Source organism: Arthrobacter sp. zg-Y820 (genome assembly GCF_030142155.1).
GTDB lineage: Bacteria > Actinomycetota > Actinomycetes > Actinomycetales > Micrococcaceae > Arthrobacter_B.
In genome coordinates this window covers 2829030-2847751 of the sequence record NZ_CP126247.1, presented here as the reverse complement: position 1 = coordinate 2847751, position 18722 = coordinate 2829030, and the positions used below count along the sequence as shown (strand labels likewise).

Annotated in this window: 15 protein-coding genes and 1 pseudogene; 10 read left to right on the top strand and 6 right to left on the bottom strand. The window is 63.9% G+C overall.

What is annotated here, in order from left to right; genetic code table 11:
• Window positions 1–19 precede the first annotated feature (19 nt).
• Window positions 20–1501 carry a sensor histidine kinase gene (locus tag QNO08_RS12895; RefSeq protein ID WP_229965109.1) on the top strand — a complete coding sequence of 494 codons (1482 nt, stop codon included), beginning with the start codon at window positions 20–22 and terminating at the stop codon, window positions 1499–1501.
• 178 nt (window positions 1502–1679) lie between these two features.
• Here QNO08_RS12895 and QNO08_RS12890 read toward each other — a convergent pair whose 3' ends face one another.
• Complete coding sequence (locus tag QNO08_RS12890; protein ID WP_104052537.1) at window positions 1680–1928, bottom strand: WhiB family transcriptional regulator; 249 nt, start codon at window positions 1926–1928, stop codon at window positions 1680–1682.
• A gap of 248 nt (window positions 1929–2176) precedes the next feature.
• On the opposite strand from QNO08_RS12890, the gene QNO08_RS12885 reads away from it, so the two are divergent.
• The 6 genes and pseudogenes from QNO08_RS12885 (at window position 2177) to QNO08_RS12860 (ending at window position 9955) form a co-directional block, all read left to right on the top strand.
• Complete coding sequence (locus tag QNO08_RS12885) at window positions 2177–2614, top strand: hypothetical protein (RefSeq protein WP_229965110.1); 438 nt, start codon at window positions 2177–2179, stop codon at window positions 2612–2614.
• Window positions 2615–2961: 347 nt separating this feature from the next.
• Window positions 2962–5022, top strand: a complete 2061-nt coding sequence (locus QNO08_RS12880) for an acyltransferase family protein (protein WP_284155600.1) — start codon at window positions 2962–2964, stop codon at window positions 5020–5022.
• Window positions 5023–5122: 100 nt separating this feature from the next.
• Window positions 5123–6316 (top strand): annotated as a pseudogene (gene glf, locus QNO08_RS12875) (UDP-galactopyranose mutase); the annotation flags it as partial.
• Window positions 6313–8349, top strand: a complete 2037-nt coding sequence (locus QNO08_RS12870; protein WP_229965113.1) for a glycosyltransferase — start codon at window positions 6313–6315, stop codon at window positions 8347–8349. The pseudogene glf and the gene QNO08_RS12870, both read left to right, overlap by 4 nt.
• 2 nt (window positions 8350–8351) lie before the next feature.
• Window positions 8352–9221, top strand: coding sequence for an ABC transporter permease (locus QNO08_RS12865; protein ID WP_229965114.1), 870 nt, complete (start codon window positions 8352–8354; stop codon window positions 9219–9221).
• A gap of 2 nt (window positions 9222–9223) precedes the next feature.
• Window positions 9224–9955: an ABC transporter ATP-binding protein gene (locus QNO08_RS12860; protein ID WP_229965115.1), complete on the top strand. Its 732-nt coding sequence runs from the start codon at window positions 9224–9226 to the stop codon at window positions 9953–9955.
• A 149-nt stretch (window positions 9956–10104) separates the two neighbouring features.
• Here the strand turns inward: QNO08_RS12860 and QNO08_RS12855 are convergent, their stop codons facing one another.
• The gene (locus tag QNO08_RS12855; RefSeq protein ID WP_229965116.1) at window positions 10105–12099 is read right to left on the bottom strand and encodes a DUF6541 family protein; all 1995 of its coding nucleotides are present in this window, start codon (window positions 12097–12099) and stop codon (window positions 10105–10107) included.
• A 122-nt stretch (window positions 12100–12221) separates the two neighbouring features.
• Window positions 12222–13493 carry a lipopolysaccharide biosynthesis protein gene (locus QNO08_RS12850; protein ID WP_229965117.1) on the bottom strand — a complete coding sequence of 424 codons (1272 nt, stop codon included), beginning with the start codon at window positions 13491–13493 and terminating at the stop codon, window positions 12222–12224.
• Window positions 13494–13670: 177 nt separating this feature from the next.
• Here QNO08_RS12850 and QNO08_RS12845 point away from each other — a divergent pair, with 177 nt between their 5' ends.
• Both QNO08_RS12845 and QNO08_RS12840 read left to right on the top strand, forming a co-directional pair.
• Entirely contained in the window at window positions 13671–14576 is a 906-nt protein-coding gene (locus QNO08_RS12845; RefSeq protein WP_229965118.1) for a glycosyltransferase family 2 protein, read from the top strand.
• Between the two features lie 58 nt (window positions 14577–14634).
• Window positions 14635–15558, top strand: coding sequence for a glycosyltransferase (locus QNO08_RS12840; protein ID WP_229965119.1), 924 nt, complete (start codon window positions 14635–14637; stop codon window positions 15556–15558).
• A 95-nt stretch (window positions 15559–15653) separates the two neighbouring features.
• Here the strand turns inward: QNO08_RS12840 and QNO08_RS12835 are convergent, their stop codons facing one another.
• A complete protein-coding gene (locus QNO08_RS12835) occupies window positions 15654–16433 on the bottom strand; it encodes a glycosyltransferase (RefSeq protein WP_229965120.1) in 780 nt (259 codons plus the stop codon).
• A gap of 179 nt (window positions 16434–16612) precedes the next feature.
• Between QNO08_RS12835 and QNO08_RS12830 the strand changes: the two genes are divergently transcribed.
• Window positions 16613–17497 (top strand): glycosyltransferase family 2 protein, encoded by an 885-nt coding sequence (locus QNO08_RS12830; RefSeq protein ID WP_229965121.1) that lies wholly within the window; start codon window positions 16613–16615, stop codon window positions 17495–17497.
• Window positions 17498–17637: 140 nt separating this feature from the next.
• Here QNO08_RS12830 and QNO08_RS12825 read toward each other — a convergent pair whose 3' ends face one another.
• Together QNO08_RS12825 and QNO08_RS12820 are read right to left on the bottom strand one after the other, a co-directional pair.
• Window positions 17638–18048 (bottom strand): DUF2304 domain-containing protein, encoded by a 411-nt coding sequence (locus QNO08_RS12825; protein WP_229965122.1) that lies wholly within the window; start codon window positions 18046–18048, stop codon window positions 17638–17640.
• Between the two features lie 5 nt (window positions 18049–18053).
• Window positions 18054–18719 carry a glycosyltransferase family 2 protein gene (locus QNO08_RS12820; protein WP_229965123.1) on the bottom strand — a complete coding sequence of 222 codons (666 nt, stop codon included), beginning with the start codon at window positions 18717–18719 and terminating at the stop codon, window positions 18054–18056.
• Window positions 18720–18722: the final 3 nt, after the last annotated feature.

Below are 18722 nucleotides of genomic sequence, written 5' to 3'. Positions count from 1 at the left end.
ACAACAAGAAAAAGAGACAGTGGCCATATTTACCGATCCCATCAAGGACCATGCCGATTTCGGACCGGGGGATGCGGAGTGGCTGCACCTTTTGGTCGGCGACTGGCAGCTGGTCGCCGACCTGGCCTTCGCCGACCTGGCGCTTTGGTTTCCGCTGCCCGACGGCAGCTACGTGGCGCTGGCGCACGCCCGCCCCTCGACGTCGCACACTGTTTTCCACAGTGACTTCGTCGGGGAGCGGATCCGTGCGGACCTTCAGCCGCTGGTGGACAAGGCCTGGGCCAGCCAGGTCATCGAACGCTCCAGCGAAACCAACTGGACGACTGACACGGCCATGCGGGTGGAGGCCATTCCCTTCGTCCGCAACGGCCGCACCCTGGCCGTGGTGACCAGCCACATGGACCTCTCCTCCTCCCGCATGCCATCGCGCCTGGAGCTGACCTACCGCCAATGCGCCTACGACCTGCTGCGGATGGGAACCTTGGGCCTGTGGCCGGATTTCGCCACGCCCACCGGGTCGCGCCGGGGTGCGCCGCGCGTCGGCGACGGGCTCATCCGCATGGATGCCGACGGCGTCGTGCAGTATGCCTCTCCCAACGGGGTTTCCGCCTTCCGGCGACTGGGGGACATGGAAAGCCTCGAAGGACGTTCCCTCGCGGAAATTACGACGGCGCTGCTCAAGGACCGGCGGATGGTGGATGAAACGCTGCCGCTGGTCGTGACCGGGCGGATGCCGTGGCGCACCGAGATCGAGTCGCGCGGGGTCAGCCTGTCCCTGCGGGCCATACCGCTGCGGGACGAGAAGGAACGCTTCGGCGCCCTGGTGCTGTGCCGGGATGTTTCCGAGCTTCGGCGCCGGGAAATGGAGCTGGTGTCCAAGGACGCCACGATCCGCGAAATCCACCACCGGGTGAAGAACAACCTGCAGACCGTCGCTGCGCTGCTGCGGATGCAGTCCCGCCGGATGGAGAGCGAGGAGGGCAAGCAGGGGCTGGACCAGGCCATGCGCCGCGTCGCCACGATTGCCCTGGTCCACGAAACGCTCTCCCAGGGCCTGACCCAGAACGTGAATTTCGATGACCTGATCGACCGGCAGTTCCGTCTGGCGGCCGAGGTCGCCTCGCCCACCCAGCAGGTGAGCACGGAGAAGGAGGGGTCCTTCGGGGAGCTTCCCAGTGACTTCGCCACGCCGCTGGCACTGGTGATCAATGAACTGGTGACTAACGCCGTCGAGCACGGACTTTCGGACCGCAAGGGCACGGTTTGGCTCAGTGCCGCCCGCCAAATGGGGCCCGACGCCGAGGAGATCCTCACGGTAACCGTGGCCGACGACGGCGTGGGGCTGCCGCCGGGGCCGCGCCGGGAAGGACTCGGACTCCAGATCGTGCGCACTTTGGTGCAGAGCGAACTGGACGGCACCATCGACTGGTCTTCGCGGCCGGGCGGCGGCACCGAGGTGCGCATCGAGATGGGTCTCGACGCCGAATCGCGCAAGAGCTGACCGGGGGTAACACTGCGTCTATTAAACGCAGCGCCGGTTGAACACTGCGCCTGTTAAACACCGTGCCGGTTGAACGCTGCGCCTGTTAAATACCGTGTCGGTTAAACACCAAGGGCCGCTGCCCTGGGCAGCGGCCCTTCGAAGTCTCTCGGACCTGGGTCCGCAGTTAGTGCGTCAGTTAGGACGCGCGTCGTGCACGAGCGGCACGGCGCTTGAGGGCGCGGCGTTCGTCTTCACTCATACCGCCCCAGACGCCAGCGTCCTGGCCGGTTTCGATAGCCCACTGGAGGCAGGTATCCATGACCGGGCATCGGCGGCACACACTTTTGGCTTCTTCGATCTGAAGAAGAGCCGGGCCGGTGTTGCCCACAGGAAAGAACAGCTCCGGATCCTTATCCAGACACGCTGCGCGGCTCCGCCAATCCATGCTAATCACAATCTCCTCTAGATAGTTGACTCCCACGTGTTTGTGAAAACATTCACGAGCAACTGCAAACGAAAGGGGCCAGTTCAGGCCCCTGATTTCCCCAACTACTAGGATTCCACGATACGGAAACTCAGACAAGGGTTAGTTCGCTCTTACTTTCCGCCAAACCATGAGGGATGCGTCACAGCGTTCCGGGTGGGGGGCCGGAGACGTGGGCGTCCTCCGACTATCTCCGGTAGTGTGCCAGTGTGTCAAGACCCAATGAGCCGCACCCGGGCGCCGGTCATCCGGTGTCCCGTCCGCCGGCAGTTCTCATCATCTCCGCCGTCCTGGTCCTGGAAGCCCTCGTGCTGCTGGGCATCGCCGGCTGGTTCGTTTACAACCTCTTCACTGCCACCCCTGCTTCCATGGGCGGGGCCGTCTTCACCACGGTCCTGATCGCGGCAGCCGGTATCTGGCTGCTGGCCCTCGGGCACTTCTTCTTCCGCGGATACCGCTGGACCCGTGCCGGTGCGCTGGTCTTCCAGCTCTTCGCCGTCGTGATCGCCGTGCCCACCCTCCAGGGCGGGGTCATCCTCACCGGGCTGCTGCTGTTGCTGCCGGCAGCAACAGTGTTGCTGCTGCTGTTTACGCGACCCGTGCTCGAACACACCAGCAAAGTGTCCGGAGACCCCAAGGCGTTCTAGCCGGAACACCCCCGTGCGGGACATCCCCGTGCGGAAGATCCCGGTGCGGTGCAGACGCGGTTCCGCTGTCGGATCAGCCACACACTTCTGCTTCGCAAACCCCTTCCAGCGGCTCCTTCCGTGAGCCCCGCGAGCCGTGATCGCCAGACCGGAAGCCCGACCGGGAAGCGCGCCCGGACGCTCGGGGGAGCGTCAGGACGGCGGATTCGGCACCGCAGGCGGCCGTTCCTTAAACTATGTGGCAGCGGGTTCGCGGAGGGACCGGCCGCGGCGGCCGCCATCCGGAGCTCCCATGGTTGGGGGGGTAGAGTCTATGGCTGAAATACCTGTACCAATGAGAGGTTTTTGTGTCGCAGCAACAAACGGATACCCACGGGCACTCCGCCGACAGCACACCTCCAGTGGCACCACAATCCAGTTACCGCCCGGAAGTACAGGGTCTGAGGGCCCTAGCCGTACTGATGGTCGTGACCTACCACATCTGGTTTGGCCGGGTTTCGGGCGGGGTGGACGTCTTCCTCCTGATCTCCGCCTTCCTGCTGACGCTGTCGTTTGTCCGCAAGGTGGAAGCCGGCCGGGCACTGGACCTTGGGCGCTACTGGTTGCGCCAATTCAAGCGCCTGCTGCCGCCGGTCGCGGTAGTCCTGATCGGAACACTGACCGCCACGGCACTGTTCGTTCCGCAGAGCCGATGGACGGACATCCTCTCGCAGAGCTGGTCCTCGCTCCTGTACTTCCAGAACTGGGTCCTGGCCGCCGAATCCGTGGACTATTACGCCGCCGACCACAGCACGGCCAGCCCCCTGCAGCACTTTTGGTCGCTGTCGATTCAGGGCCAGGTTTTCCTTCTCTGGCCGTTGCTGTTCGCCGCATCGGCGTTCCTGGCGAGAACCTGCCGGATCCGCTTCCGCCGCGTCGTGCTGGCGGTCTTCGGCGGCGTATTTATTGCCTCCCTGAGCTTTTCCATACTGGAGACCTACGGAAACCAGGCGCACGCTTACTTTGATACCCGCACCCGGCTGTGGGAATTTGCCCTCGGCACCCTGCTTGCCCTCGCGCTGCCGTACCTGAAGCTGCCCCGCGGCCTTCGGGTTGCCGCCGGCTGGCTGGGGCTCGCCGCCATGCTCAGTGTCGGGTTCCTGCTGGACGTGCAGGGCCAGTTCCCCGGATATGTGGCTCTCTGCCCGCTCCTGGCCGCAGCCCTGGTGATCCTTGCCGGCCAGACGGGCAGCCGTATTGGTGCCGACCGCCTGCTGTCGTGGAAGCCGCTGATGCGTCTGGGCGACATGTCCTACGCCCTCTACCTGTGGCACTGGCCGGTCCTTGTGATCTACCTGATCTGGCGCGGTCGCCAGGAAGTGGGCCCGCTGGGAGGAACGGCAATCATCGGCCTGTCACTCATTCTGGCCTACCTCACAACCAAGCTTGTCGAGCGTCCTCTGCGGTCCTCGGACTGGGTCAACCGCACTTCCCTCCGCGCCGTCGGAGTCATAGCGGTGTGCCTCGCCGTAGTTGCGGCTCCACTCGCCGGATGGCAGCAGGGCCTGCGGCTGCAGGCCGAGCACCTGGCCGAGCAGGCAATCAAGGAAAACCCGGGAGCGCGCGTGCTGCTGGCTGATTTCGACGATGTCAGCAGCGGAGAAGCACAGCCGATTCCGGCCCCCAGCATGATGAACCAGGAGTGGGGCGGGCTTCCGGGCGACTGCACGGAATACGGCGACGGACCAACGGACCCGTTGCTCGCTAAACGCTGCATGAGCACCGAACCCGTCACGGATCCGGAGAAGACCATCCTGGTGGTGGGCGACTCGCACACCGAACAGTGGCTGGGGGCCATCGAACCGATGGCAGAGAATCACGACTACCGGGTGGTTGCCCTGCTGTTGGGCGGATGCTCCTTCGGCGCGTATTCGGAAAGCCGCGGACCGGCATGCAACGATTTCAACAGCGCAGTGCTGGACTACGCGTTGGAGCTGAAGCCGGATGCCGTCGTCGCCATGGCGACAGCGGCCCAGTCTGCGGACGCCGCCGATCTGCCCGTCGCCGGTCTCCCGGAGGCCTCCGAACTGCTCCGGCAGGAAGGTATCCCGGTGGTGGGCGTCCGGGACAACCCGCGCTATGACTTTGATGTGCTTGAGTGCGCGGAAACGCACGGTGCCGTGTCGGCCGAGTGCTCCGCAGAGGTGTCGGAGAAGCTCTCGAATCCCGGCACAGTGGTCTCCTACTTCGACTCCCTGCCCGGGGTGGAGCTGGTGGACATGACCGACATGATCTGCCCCGGCGGAAACTGCGTGCCCCTCGTCGGCAATGTGTACGTGTATATGGACAGCAACCACCTCACGACCACTTACACATCGTCGATGGCCGATGAATTCGACCGCAGGTTCCATGCAGCCCTCGGCTGGTAGCAGCCGGGACGTTCACGGAAAATGTGCCCCCCACTGGAATGTCAGATAACCTAGACCGTCGGGTACGTGCCCGGATAGGCCGTACCGAAACAAACAGGAGAACCAAGTGAACGTTGACCTCGTCGTCGTTGGGTCGGGCTTTTTTGGCCTGACTGTAGCCGAGCGGGCTGCCAAGGAACTGGGCCTGAAGGTCGCAGTGCTGGACCGCCGCCATCACATTGGCGGCAACGCCTACAGTGAGAATGAACCCCAGACAGGCATTGAAGTGCACCGCTACGGTGCGCACCTGTTCCACACCTCCAACGAGCGGGTTTGGGAGTACGTCAACCGCTTCACCGAGTTCACCAACTACGTGCACAAGGTTTACACCAGCCACAAGGGCGAGGTGTATCCGATGCCCATCAACATGGGAACTATCAACCAGTTCTTCCGCTCCTCCATGGGCCCGGCAGAAGCGCGCGCCCTGATCCAGGAGCAGGCCGGGGAACTGGCAGGCACTGATCCGGCCAACCTCAACGACAAGGGAATCCAGCTGATCGGCCGGCCCCTGTACGAGGCGTTCATCAAGCACTACACCGGCAAGCAGTGGCAGACGGATCCCAAGGACCTGCCGGCGGAGATCATTTCCCGACTGCCCGTCCGGTACACCTATGACAACCGGTACTTCAACGACACCTATGAGGGCCTGCCCAAGGACGGGTACACCGCGTGGATTGAGCGGATGGCCGACCACCCGAACATCCAGGTGCACCTGAAGACCGATTTCTTCGACGAAGGCCACGAGTTCTCCCGGAATTCCACGCTGGGACAGGTGCCGGTGGTCTACACCGGCGCCGTGGACCGCTACTTCGATTACGCCGAAGGCAACCTGTCCTGGCGGACCATCGACCTCAAGGAAGAGGTCCTGCCCGTCGAGGACTTCCAGGGCACCTCCGTCATGAACTACCCGGACGAAGACGTTCCCTACACCCGGATCCACGAGTTCCGCCACTTCCACCCGGAACGGAACTACACCAAGGACGCAACGGTCATCATGCGCGAGTACTCCCGTTTCGCGGAGAAGGGCGATGAGCCGTACTACCCCGTGAACACCGCGGAAGACCGCGCAAAGCTGCTCGCCTACCGGGACCTGGCCAAGGGCGAAAAGTCGGTGCTGTTCGGCGGCCGCCTCGGAACCTACAAGTACCTTGACATGCACATGGCAATCGGATCGGCATTGTCGATGTACGACAACAAGATCAAGCCCCACTTCACCGGCGGGGCAAAGCTTGAAAGCGGAGGAGTGGACGCATGAGCCATCCGACAACCGAATCGAAGCCCGGCGCAGCCAAGGAAGCGGCCAAGGCGGCAGCCGGGGAATCAACCCAGTGGCACACGCTGCAGCGGATCATTTTCCCCGACCAGAGCCAGATGGATACCGCCCTGCTGTACGTGGACAGCGGCTCCGCAATGGGTGCTCAGTTCAACACCATGGACGGCTCCATGATGAAGTCGACCTCGACGAAGAACACCGAGGCGATCGCAGTCAGCGGCGAGGTGCATGTCGAGGATTTCCTCTCCCGCACCTCCACGATTTCCCGGCCCGGACAGCGGCTGTCCTTCGGCACCTACTTCAACGCCTTTCCGGCAAGCTACTGGCGCCGCTGGACGGACGTTGAAAGCGTCAGGCTGCATGTGCAAACCAAGGGTGCCGGCGCCATCAGCGTCTACAAGTCGAATGCCCGCGGTTCGCTGCAGCACGTCGAAACCCGGCGGGTGAGCGGCGACGCCGAGACAAACATCGACCTCACGCTCAAGCCGTTCGGCGACGGCGGCTGGTACTGGTTTGACCTGGTGTCCGGCTCCGAGCCCATGGCCCTGGTCAACGCCGACTGGCGCGCGCCGGGCGAAGCCAAAAAGCCCGGCTCGATCACGCTCGAAATCACGACGCTGAACAAGAACGAGTTCTGCCTCAACAACCTGAAGATCCTGGCCGAGAACCCGGAAGCGCTGGAAAACGTCGCCGAAGTGCTGATCGTTGACCAGGGCACCAAGAAGCTCGTTGACGCCGAGGGCTTCGAAGAAGCCAAGGCTGCGCTGGGCGGCAAGCTCCGGATGATCCATCAGGGCAACCTGGGCGGATCCGGCGGATTTGCCCGCGGCATGTACGAAGCGGTGGAAAACGGCAGCGACTACGCCCTGCTGCTCGACGACGACATCGTCATGGAGCCGGAGAGCATCACCCGCATGCTCACCTTCGCGGACCACTGCAAGACCCCGACCATCGTGGGCGCGCACATGTTCGACCTCTACAACCGGTCGGTCCTGCACACCTTCGGCGAGACGGTGAACCTGTTCCGCTTCCAGCCCGACCATCCCTTCAAGGAACAGGTCCTGGGCCACGACTTTGCCCGCACAAACCTGCGCACCACCTCATGGATGCACCGGCGGGTGGACGTGGACTACAACGGCTGGTGGATGTGCATGATCCCCACCGAGGTCATCCGTGAAATCGGGCTCTCCCTGCCGGTCTTCATCAAGTGGGACGACGCCGAGTACGGCCTGCGCGCGAAGGCCGCCGGCTACAACACGGTGTCCATGCCCGGTGCCGCGGTCTGGCACATCACCTGGGCCGACAAGGACGACGCCGTCGACTGGCAGGCGTACTTCCACAGCCGCAACCGCATCATCACGGCCCTGCTGCACAGCCCCTACCCCCGCGGCGGGCGCGTGGTGCGGGAGGGCAGCTTCATCGACGTCAAGCACCTGATCTCCATGCAGTACTTCACGGCCCAGGGCCGCGTCATGGCCCTGAAGGACCTGATCGCCGGACCGGAGCAGCTGCACGAGATCCTGCCCTCCAGGCTGCCCGCCATCCAGGCGATGCGAAACGAGTTCTCGGAGGCGCAGTTCAAGGCCGACCCCGAAGCGTTCCCCCGCCCCGGCATGGGCAAGCCCCCGCGGCACGGCCAGGGCTTCAAGGCCCCGTCCTACGTGACCCTCGTTCCGTGGGCCGCCAAGACCATCGTGCGGCAGCTGACCAAGCCTGTTGCCAAGGCCAGCATCGAGCGTCCGCAGGCCCGCGTCGCGCACATCGACAACCGCTGGTGGCGCATGTCCCAGTACGACAGCGCTGTTGTTACCAACGCCGACGGAACGGCCGCGTCCTGGTACCAGCGCGACCCCAAGAAGCTGCGCGCCCTGCTGGCTGAAGGTGCCCGCCTGAATGCGGAGATCCTGAAGGACTGGCACAAGCTGAGCCAGAAGTACCGCAAGGCGCTGCCGGAAATCACGTCCATGGAAGCGTGGAAAGCGACATTCGAAAAGCACTCGGAAGAGAGTAAATAAGCTTGTCTACCGGAGAACTCGTTACCCCCGGTTCCGGGGGAGGGCTGCGCGACGTGCTGCGGTCGCGCTATCTGTTGAAGCTGCTCGTTTCCAAGGAACTCAAGGTCCGTTACCGCGGGTCGGTGCTGGGCCTGCTGTGGTCCTACGTCAAGCCCGGGGTCCAGTTCCTGGTGTTCTGGTTTGCGCTGGGAGTCTTCCTCGGGCTGAACGAGTCAACGCCGAACTTCCCCATCTACCTGTTCTCGGGCATTATCCTGATCAACTTCTTCAGCGAAGCGCTGGGGAACGCGTCCCGTTCAATCGTCGGCAACGGCGGCCTGATCAAGAAGATCTACCTGCCCCGGGAACTGTTTCCCGTGGCATCGGTCTGGGTCTCAGCGGTGCACTTCCTGCCGCAGCTGCTGATTCTCCTGGTGGCAACGCTCATCACCGGGTGGCGGCCGGGCCTGTCCGAAATCGGTGCTGCCATCATTGGCTTCGTGATCGTGGCGCTGCTGGCCACCGGGCTGGGACTGTTCTTCGGCGCCGTGAACGTTTACTTCCGGGACTCCGAGAACTTTGTGGACATGCTGCTGATGATCGCCACCTGGGCCTCCCCGGTGCTTTACCACTGGCAGATGGTCCGCGATTCACTGGGAACGACGGCGTTGACCATCTACCAGATGAATCCGCTGACCACCGCCGTGGAACTGTTCCACCATGCATTCTGGCTGCCGACCACCGGCTGGGATGATGCGGCAGTGATTGCCGAGACCCCGCCGGGACTCCTCACGCTCTGGATGCCCGTGGCTCTGGTCACGTCCGTCCTTGTCCTGATTCTGGGGCAATTCACCTTCCGGCGGCTGGAAGGCCGCTTCGCTCAGGAGCTCTAGACGTGTCCACGGCAATTGAAGTGCACAACGTTTCGAAGGAATTCGTCCTTCGCCACACCCGGTCCATCAAGGAAGCGTTCGTCTGGTTGGTCAAGGGACGCAAAGGCGACCTCTCGGAGAAGTTCTTCGCGTTGAAGGATGTTTCCCTGGAGGTGAAGCAGGGCGAATCGGTGGCCCTGCTGGGACTCAACGGTTCGGGAAAGTCGACCCTGCTCAAGCAGATCTCCGGCGTCATGCTGCCGGATTCCGGTACCGTGGGGACGCGCGGCCGGGTGGCCGGACTGATCGAGGTGGGGGCCGGATTCCATCCGGACCTCAGCGGACGTGACAACGTCTTCCTCAACGGTGCCATCCTCGGCATGTCCGAGGCCGAGATCCACGAGAAGTTCGACTCCATCGTCGAGTTCTCCGAGATCGGACAGTTCATCGACACCGAGGTGAAGTTCTACTCCTCGGGCATGTACCTGCGCCTGGCTTTTTCGGTTGCGGTGCACACCGATCCTGAGGTTTTCCTCGTTGATGAAATCCTTGCGGTGGGTGACGAGCCGTTCCAGAAAAAGTGCATCGCCAAGATCCGGGAACTGGCGGAGGAGGGCAAGACCCTCGTCGTCGTCAGCCACGACCTGGACCTGGTGGCGAAGATCTGCGAACGGGGCGTGCTGCTGGAACGCGGCCAGATCGTCATGGACGCTCCGGTCGCCCAGGTGGTGGCCCGCATGCGGGGCCAGGAGTAAGCACCCCGTGAACTGAGCTGAGCGCAGCATAAAAAGCCAGCCGCATAAAGAAGCCAGGATCGACTTGTCGATCCTGGCTTCTTTGCTGCCGGGGACTGTAATGCCCAGGGGCCGGGTGTAATGCCCGGGGGCTGGGCGCCCCGGGGCTCCTAGTCGCAGCCGGTGACGCGGTACAGGCTCGAGGCGGGACCAGTGGAGGCTACCAATTCGAACCCCGGGTCGCCGGCCAGATCCGTTACACCCACATATTCAACCCCGCCGAGTTCGGCCAGGACCTGATTGCCGAAGTCCAGGACATAGTCGACATTCTTGTCCTCGACCGCGGCGCAGACCTCCGGTGTGAAAGTGTCGAGTTCCGCGGAGATCAGCACCCGCTCCGGGTCCGGGGGTGCGAAGAGATGGGGCGTCAGGACCTCGCGGCCGTTCAGCGCGTAGGCCATGGAACTGCCGTTCCACGGATTGACTGCGATCACCGAGTCCTCCGGAACGTACTCGTCAAGCTGGTCGACCAATTCGAGTTCGGCCGGAGTGAGCAGCGGCGAAGCCTCGGTGAAGGAGTAGAGCATGGTCTTCTCCTTGATGTACTGCTGGACCGGACCGAAGTAGCCCACCAGAGCAAGCCCCACCGTGCCAACGGTGAGAGCTGCGGCGGCCAGCGGCTTTCCGTACCGGCGGAGACCCGGACGCAGCCGATCAGCGTTGGCGGTTGCAAACTTCATTACGGACTCCACGATGGCCCACGCGCCAACGGCGCCCAGCGCCGTGGCGAAAACCGGAAGGAACCCGGCGATGCGGTTCGTGTCCTGGTACCAGTTGCCGGTCAGGAAGTTGCGCAGGAAGCCGCGTTCCACGGCAGCATCGACCACATAGAGGGTGACGGCGATGGCGTAACTGACGACCAGCCAGCGGTGCTGCCGGATGTGGAACAGATAGATGGTGCCGGCTACGGCCAGGATCGTTACCAGCCAGTTGACGGACATCCCCATCGGCCCGTTGGTCAGCGCTTCGCCGATGGCGCCGCCCATCGTCGAGGTCGGCCCCCAGTGGTCGTAGAACCCCGGGCGCAGGAACATCCACAGGGCAGCCGCCACTGCTGCTCCGGCCACGGTGACCACTGCGAACAGTGCGACTTTCCTGCCGTTGACGGGCTTGCGGAGGAGCGGACGTGCCGCCCGGCCCCAGGCGACCAGAATTACCGGGAGAGCGAAGATCAGGACGGCGTTCACCGCGCTCATGTGCGCCGTGGAGATCCCGGCAAGTCCCAGGAGGAGGGCGAACCACCAGGAGCGGCGCAGCGGCTGGTCGGCGTCCAAAGCGGATCCGCGGGCCAGCATCACTACAACGCCGATCAGCAGCGGAAGCATGGTGACCGCCAGCATGGTGGGGAACACCGGTCCCCAGACGAGCAGCATATAGGGGAAGGCTACCTGTACGGCGGAGAGCACGCCGGCAGCCAGGGTGATGACGGGATTGGTGCCGAAAACCTTCCGGACCAGGAACACGCAGGCAAGCGGCCAGATCAGGCTTGCGGCAACAATGTTGATTGAGTTTTCCGACAGGGGCACCGATGCCCCGGTGAGCTGGACCGTCATCGCGGCAAAGGAATGCCACAGGGCCGGATACAGGCCAAGGGCACCCTCGCCCTGTGCCTGTCCGAGCGTCAGCGACGATGCGGAGCCGGTTTCGACAATGTAGCGAATGGCATTGAGATGGAAGACATTGTCGAAATTCTGCGCGAAGTTGTCGGGCTGGCCGATCAGCTGCATGAGGCGCCGGGCCACCATGGCCGCGGCGATGACAACTGCTGCCACGGGCACCCAGACAGTGCGCCAATGGTTTTCCCTGCGGGCACCGGTCGACGCAGTCTCAGCGGCCGGGGTGTTCCGGCGCCGGCCGCCGAGAGTCAGGAGGAAGGCAGCCAGAGCCGTAATTGCCGTGCCGGCCAGATAGGTCCAGATATTCCACTGCACGCCGATAAGGCCGGCGAGGACTCCGAAGACGCCGACGACGGCTGATGAGAACGCCGGAGCCAGGGCCAGGAGCGAAAAACCCTTGAAGCGGAGGCACAAGGCAATTACAAAGCCTGGAATGACCACCAGCCCCGCCGTCGTCAGAAGAGCGGGCAGAGCGGGTATCCAGGACAATTGGCCTCCTTGGTGAATTTAAAACGCGCCGCTGTAAACGGCCAGCACTCAGTTTATCCCTCAGCCCCGCGAGCGGGGTCAAATACTTGGGTCGGTGAGAGCAAACGCGCACACTGCCGCGGTCAGGAAGCGTCGGGCGAGCTGTGCTGCTGGTCCTTCGGTTCTGCCTGCCGGCGGCGGAAATAGCGCCGGACGACGGCGAGCTGGTAGACGGCCACTGTTATTTCCGATGCTGCCAGGGCCCAGGCGACCCCATCCACGCCAACGGTGAGCGAACCGACAATAATCAGCGGAATTCCAATGCCGGCACCTAAAACCGTGGAGGACGCCAGAGCCTTGCCTTCTCCGATGGGGATCAGGCAGGCCAGCCCCACGATTTGAGAGATGGTGACGGCGCCGAAGACGATGCCCATGGGGATCGCGAGACCGTAGCCCACCGCGATCTCGCCGGAGGAGAGCAGCCGGCTGGCCCAGGGGATGCAGAGCGCCATGACTGCCGCACCGGCGATGGCCACGGCAGGGGCCAGCCGCGTTGCAACACGGATCCGGCGGTCCTGTACAGCGGGGACGGGGTCGGCAATGGAGCCCTGAAGGACCTGCACCAGCGGCCCGACCGCTGTCAGGCCGTAGCGGAAGAACTTGTCCGCCATGGCAAACAGCGGGCGCCCGGCCGGGATGACGGTTGAGATCACCAGCAGGGGAGTGTTGACATACAAGCTGGACGTTGCCGCCGTGATGACGCCGTGCCTTTGGCCCGCGAGCCGGGCGGCCGCCCGACGCAGGTTGAGGTCAACGCGGGGCGCCTCATCGGCGTTTCGCCGGATCAGCAGTGCACTGGCGCACACCCCGATCACACTGAGCGCCAGCTGGCTGAAGAGGTAGACAAAGACATTTCCGGTCAGCATCAGCCCGACCAGTCCCAGGACGGTTCCGAGGGTTACCGGCAGGGTGTCGAAGACCAGTAGTCGTCCCGGCCGGGCGTCGCCGACGAAGTACCAGGAGGCGCCGAGGAAGGGCACCAGGTAGGTGACGCCCGCAGTGAAACTGACAGCGACGTCGTCGGAGGCGACGAGATGGACAGTCAGCGCGACCAACGGAAGGGCCAGGAGAAAGAGGTACAGGCGGCTGACCAGCGAGTCGAAAAACATCTGCGGCCGCTCCGGCGCGGGCATCCCGGCAACCATCGCCGGACCCGTCGTTCCCCATCCGAACGACACCAGGACACCGAACAGCAGGGCGATCGATTGCCCGACGGCGATGATGCCCCACGTTTCCTGGCCGGCGTTGCCGATGACAATGGGAATGGCGAAGACACCGACCAGCGTGGTAATCCCCACTGAGGCGCCAAACGCGCCGAACCGCCGGACGTGCCGCAGCACCGTTCGCTGACCCAAAGAAATATCCTCCGTTTGCCGGGCTGCGCGGAGTTCAGCGGCCGTCCGTCGCTGCCCCGTCCCGCATTGAAGTCTAACGCAGGGCGCTCTTTGGCTTGGTATCATCGAGCTAGTGCCCGCCTGCACTCTGACTGTCGCAAGCCGTCGTTGGAGTGCTGCATCAACGATTGGAATTCCTTGTCTGTAGCAGCCGTCGTCGTCTCCTTCAACCGCATTGAGCTGCTCCGCAAATGCCTTACGGCGCTGCAGAACCAGGACCACCGGCCGGACGAGATCATTCTCGTGGACAACGGATCAACGGACGGGGGCCCGGACATGGTCCGCAGCGAATTCCCGGACATCACGATTTTTGAAACCGGAAACAACCTTGGCGGCGCCGGTGGATTCGCCTGGGGGCTGGAGCACGCCATCGCCCGCGGGCACGATGCGGCCTGGCTGATGGATGACGACGCCGAACCGCTGCAGGGCAGCTTGGGTCCGCTGGTCCAGGCCATGGAGAACGCCGACGAGCGACCCGGATTCATCACCTCGCTGGTGGTCAATGATGCCGGTGAGCCCAACGAGGGCCATCTTCCGGACCTGTCGAGCGACGTGTCCAAGCAGCTCAAGGCGGCGGCGCTTGGCGGCATTGCCGTCAACAGCGCCAGCTTTGTCGGTGTCCTGATCGACCTCCGCGCCGCTGCCGGCATGCCGCTTCCCTACGCCGACTTCTTCATCTGGTTCGATGACGCCGAATACACCCGGAGGCTCTCCCGGGCCACCTTCGGCGTGGCGATCCCCGGAAGCCGCATCTACCACCCCGAGAAGAAAAACCAGGCTGACATGGGTGGACGCCTCTTTTACTACCTGCGCAACAACCTGTGGCTGCGGCGCCTCGACCCGCAGCCGCGCACGCTGCTGCAGAACCCGGTGCGCTGGGGTGCCGGCATGGCGGTCCTCGCCCTTCGCCAGGGTGCCCAGGCCAAGGACCGGAAGGTCTGGGCCTCCTCGGCCTTCCGCGGCTTGTACGAGGGCCTGGCCAAACGTCCGCGGACCATCCGTCCCGGGCAGCTCATCAGCGGCGCGGTGCGCCTGGGCTCGTAACACCCTATTCACCGCCGCAATTTCCGAACGATTACTCGCTCAGCGAGAGGTGTCCCGCATGTCTGTTCCCATCGGAGTAACAGCCGTTATCTCCGCCTTCAACCCGCCGGCAGACCTGGTGGCGAAGGTTGAACGCCTGCTCAAGCAGGTCGACCACGTCGTTGTCGTTGACGATGGTTCTCCGAAGGATGTATCGGAGGTGCTGGCCGGACTCGAATCGGCCGGCGCCCTGGTTCTCCGGCAGGAAAGCAACATGGGCATTGCCGCGGCGCTCAACGCCGGCATCGCTGCCGCGCGCCGCTTCAGCCCCGAATGGTATCTGACCCTGGACCAGGATTCGGAGCTTGATCCGGATTACGTGGAGCGCGCGCTGCAGGCAGCGGAAGCCGCCAAGCGGGCGGCTGTGCCCGTGGGCATGGTCTGCGCCGAATCCCACAACCGGCTTCCGGTGATGCTCCAGAAGCCGGGGGAGGACTTCCCTGAAGCCTTTGACCCGATGCAGTCGGGGACTCTGATTCCGGCATCAACGCTTGAAGCGGTCGGAATGCTGGAAGACGACCTGTTCATCGACTGCGTCGATTCCGAGTACACGGCCCGGATCCGCCAGCACGGACTCAAAGCCATCATCGCGCCGGGGTGCAACATCACTCACGCCGTCGGAGACGCCAGGCCGATGCGCCTGGGAACCTGGCACGTCACCGTCGGCGGACAGAAACGATTCGTCCATTCCCATGCCCCGTTCAGGGTCTACTACATCACCCGCAACGGCATCGTCATGTACCGCCGGTACGCGACCAAGCAGCCGGTGTGGGTGCTGCGCAGGATTGGCTTGGAAGTGGTGTTCTACGGTGTGCGCGTGGTTTACGGGCCGCACCGCCTCCGCCAGATCGCCGCGATCGGCTTGGGAATCCGGGATGCACTGACCGGACGGATGGGAAAGATCTCCCCGGCAGGCAGCAAACTGGTCACACCGCGCCGCTGACGGGGCATCCCCGCCGGGGATGCCCCCCCCCGGCGGGAGTCGCTGACGGCCGGCTCCGCAGCCGGTCTCAGTACAACTAGCCGGTCTCAGTACAGCTAGGGGTGCAGCTGGCGGCGCGAGCGGCGGATTCGGCCGCGGGCCTCGAAGAATGCCCGGACGAGCATGAACCGGGCTTTCAGGATGAGCCGCAGGCTGCGCCACTGTTTGGGAGTGGTGTTGTTCTCGTGCAGCCGGCGCACCAGGGTGTCCTGTTCCAGATGAGCCATCCTCCCCGCGAGGTTGCCCACCAGCGCGATCCACTGATCGTGGGTTTCGTCCAGGAAATCGGGGAAGGGAAGGATGAGGTCCCGCGCCGGGCGGCGGAACGCCATGGCGCAGCCGAAGTAGGGCCGATAACCGATCCAGAGGGCAAACAGGTTTGCCCAGCGGCGGGAGCTGTCCGCGGCCCGGAGCCGGATTGACTCGATCCGGCGCGGCTGGTGACCGAAGAATCCAAAGTTGCTGGCAACGACGTCGGCGTCCTGCAGCGCTGCGATCATTGCCTCCACGCGGCCCGGGAGCCAGACATCGTCCTGGTCCGCGAGGAAAACGTACTCGCCCCGGCTCTGCGTCAGGGCCGCCTCAAAATTCCGTACGTATCCGCGGTTGTCGCTGGAGGAAATCAGGCGGATGCGGTCATCGGCGATCCGGGAAACCACCTTTACGGTGTCGTCGGTGGAGGCGTCGTCCACGATCACGAGTTCGTCCGCCGGGCCCAGCTGCGGAAGAATTGAATCGATCTGTTCGGCGATGTGGGCGGCTCCGTTGTACGCCGCCATGCAGACGCTGACACGAACCTGGGGCGTCTGAATGTTCCTGGCACTGCTGGAAGTCATGGGTTCCTCGAGGATCTGCGGCACGGACGCAACAAGTTTACCCGGTGGCCTGTTTCGACTTAGCCGGACGGCTTCCATATAGTGGACATGTCCCATGTCTCCACACTGCCTGCAGCCGCGCTGCCATCTGCGGCCGCTGTTGGGCAGCCTGCAGTATGAAGTGAAAGAAGCCACTAGCCGTGACAGCCGTTGATGTAATGTTCCCGTACTACGGAGACGTGGAACTCATGAAGCAAGCCGCCCGGAGCGTGATGGGGCAGCAGCATCAGGACTGGCGCCTCGTGGTCATCGACGACGGCTATCCGGACCCTGAACCCGCACGCTGGTTCGGCACCATCGACGATCCCCGGGTGACCTACCAGCGCAATGAGGTGAACCTCGGCGCTAACGGCAACTACCGCAAGGCCGTGGGCCTGGTGGAGGCCCCCATCGTGGTCATCATGGGTGCGGATGACGTCATGCTGCCCAACTACCTCTCGGTAGTGGTGGAGGCGTTCGAGCAGTTCCCCGAGGCCGCCGCTGTCCAGCCCGGAGTGCAGGTTATCGATGAGGCGGGGCGGGCAACGCAGCCGCTCGTTGATCAGGTGAAGAAGGCCGCCTCGCCTCGCGGAAATGACCGGCGGGCGCTTCAAGGTGAAGCGCTGGCCACCAGCCTGCTGCACGCCGGCTGGCACTACTTCCCGTCCATCGCCTGGCGTTCCGATGTCATCAAGCGCATCGGCTTCCGGAGCGAATTCGACGTCGTCCAGGACCTGGCGCTGATCCTGGATATCGCCGCCGACGGCGGAGCCATGGTCCTGACGCCGGAACTCGCGTTCCTGTACCGGCGCCATTCCGGATCCGATTCCTCGGTTCGTGCCTTGGACGGCCGCCGCTTTGACGAAGAGCGCCGGTTCTTTGAAGGCGAAGCCGAGCGTTTCTCCCGGATGGGCTGGAACCGGGCCGCACGGTCCGCCCGCCTCCACATCACTTCACGACTGAACGCAGCCACCATGATCGGGCGCGCCCTGGTGAGCCGGAAGACAGAGGCGATCCCCAAGCTGGCGAAGCACCTCTTCCGCTAGGCGGATTCGGTTCCTGCCGCAGTGCGGGCAGAAAAGCGGCCGCAGCCCCTCGGGGCTGCGGCCGCTTCTTGTTGCGGTGCTGTGGTTCTTACGGTGCTGTGGTTGTTGCGGTGCTGTGGCGGTGCAATTCGTGCGTGCCGTCAGGAGCGCGGAGCTTCCTTCGGCTGCTGGTCCCCATCGGTCCGGGACTCCGTCAGCTCAAAGTCTGCGGACACCCACGGCTTGGGTGCTTCATCGAGGGCAATGCGCCGGGAGAGGGCGGTGACAGAGTTCTCCATGGTCCGGAAACGCTGGTACGTGGTGGCCATGAACACGAAGAAGCAGACGATCGTGGCATACAGCACGAGGTCCGTGCCGCGGCCCACTCCCAGGAAGCTGGCTACGCGGGTAAGGACGTCCGGAAAGAAGATGGACAGCGCCGCAGCCAGGGCGAAGACCATCAGCATGATCCGGCGCACGGCAAGGTGGCGGGCGTTTGCCCCGCCGCGCATAAGCACCAGCGAGACGAGGATGACTGCCAGGACGAGGACGATCTGGACGATTAGTAGCACTTAGCTCACCTAAAGAAGAGTTCTGCCAGGATGTTGACCGAGTTCAGCAAGGACTGGCCTTTGGACTTCGAGTAGTCCGTGTAGATGATTTCCACCGGGTGCTCCACCCAGTGCGGTTTCATCACGGCCAACTGGTTGACGAGCTCCGAGGCATGGGCCATGCGGTTCTGGGTCAAATGCAGTCGGGAGGCAACGTCGCGGTTCATGGCCCGCAGTCCGTTGTGCGCATCCGTCAGGTTCATTCCGGTGGCCAGGCGCGACTGGATGGCCGCGGTCTTCAGCACCAGGCGCTTGGCCTTCGAGATCTGGGTCCGGTTGTCCAGGAAACGGGAACCCAGCACGATGTCGGCTTCGCCGGCTTCCAGCCGGGCCACCATCGCCTGAGCGTCGACAACCCGATGCTGCCCATCGGCATCAAAGGTAACGATGCTGGTCATTCCGGGGTCGGAAAGCGCATATTCGATGCCGGTCTGCAGGGCCGCGCCCTGGCCCAGGTTGATCGGATGCTGCACCACCACGGCACCTGCAGCGCGGGCTGCGTCTTGGGAGCCGTCGCGGCTGCCGTCGTCAACGCAGACCACATGCGGAAAGACCCGGCGGAGATCCTCGATAACCGAACCAACCACAGTGGCTTCGTTGTACATCGGAATAACGATCCATGTTCGGTTCACTCG

What these genes read in the sequence shown, in the direction of transcription:
- QNO08_RS12890 (WP_104052537.1), bottom strand. Translation starts at nt 1,928, where the DNA reads ATGGATTGGCGGAGCCGCGCAGCGTGTCTGGATAAGGATCCGGAGCTG.
- QNO08_RS12870 (WP_229965113.1), top strand. Translation starts at nt 6,313, where the DNA reads ATGAGCCATCCGACAACCGAATCGAAGCCCGGCGCAGCCAAGGAAGCG.
- QNO08_RS12840 (WP_229965119.1), top strand. Translation starts at nt 14,635, where the DNA reads ATGTCTGTTCCCATCGGAGTAACAGCCGTTATCTCCGCCTTCAACCCG.
- QNO08_RS12835 (WP_229965120.1), bottom strand. Translation starts at nt 16,433, where the DNA reads ATGACTTCCAGCAGTGCCAGGAACATTCAGACGCCCCAGGTTCGTGTC.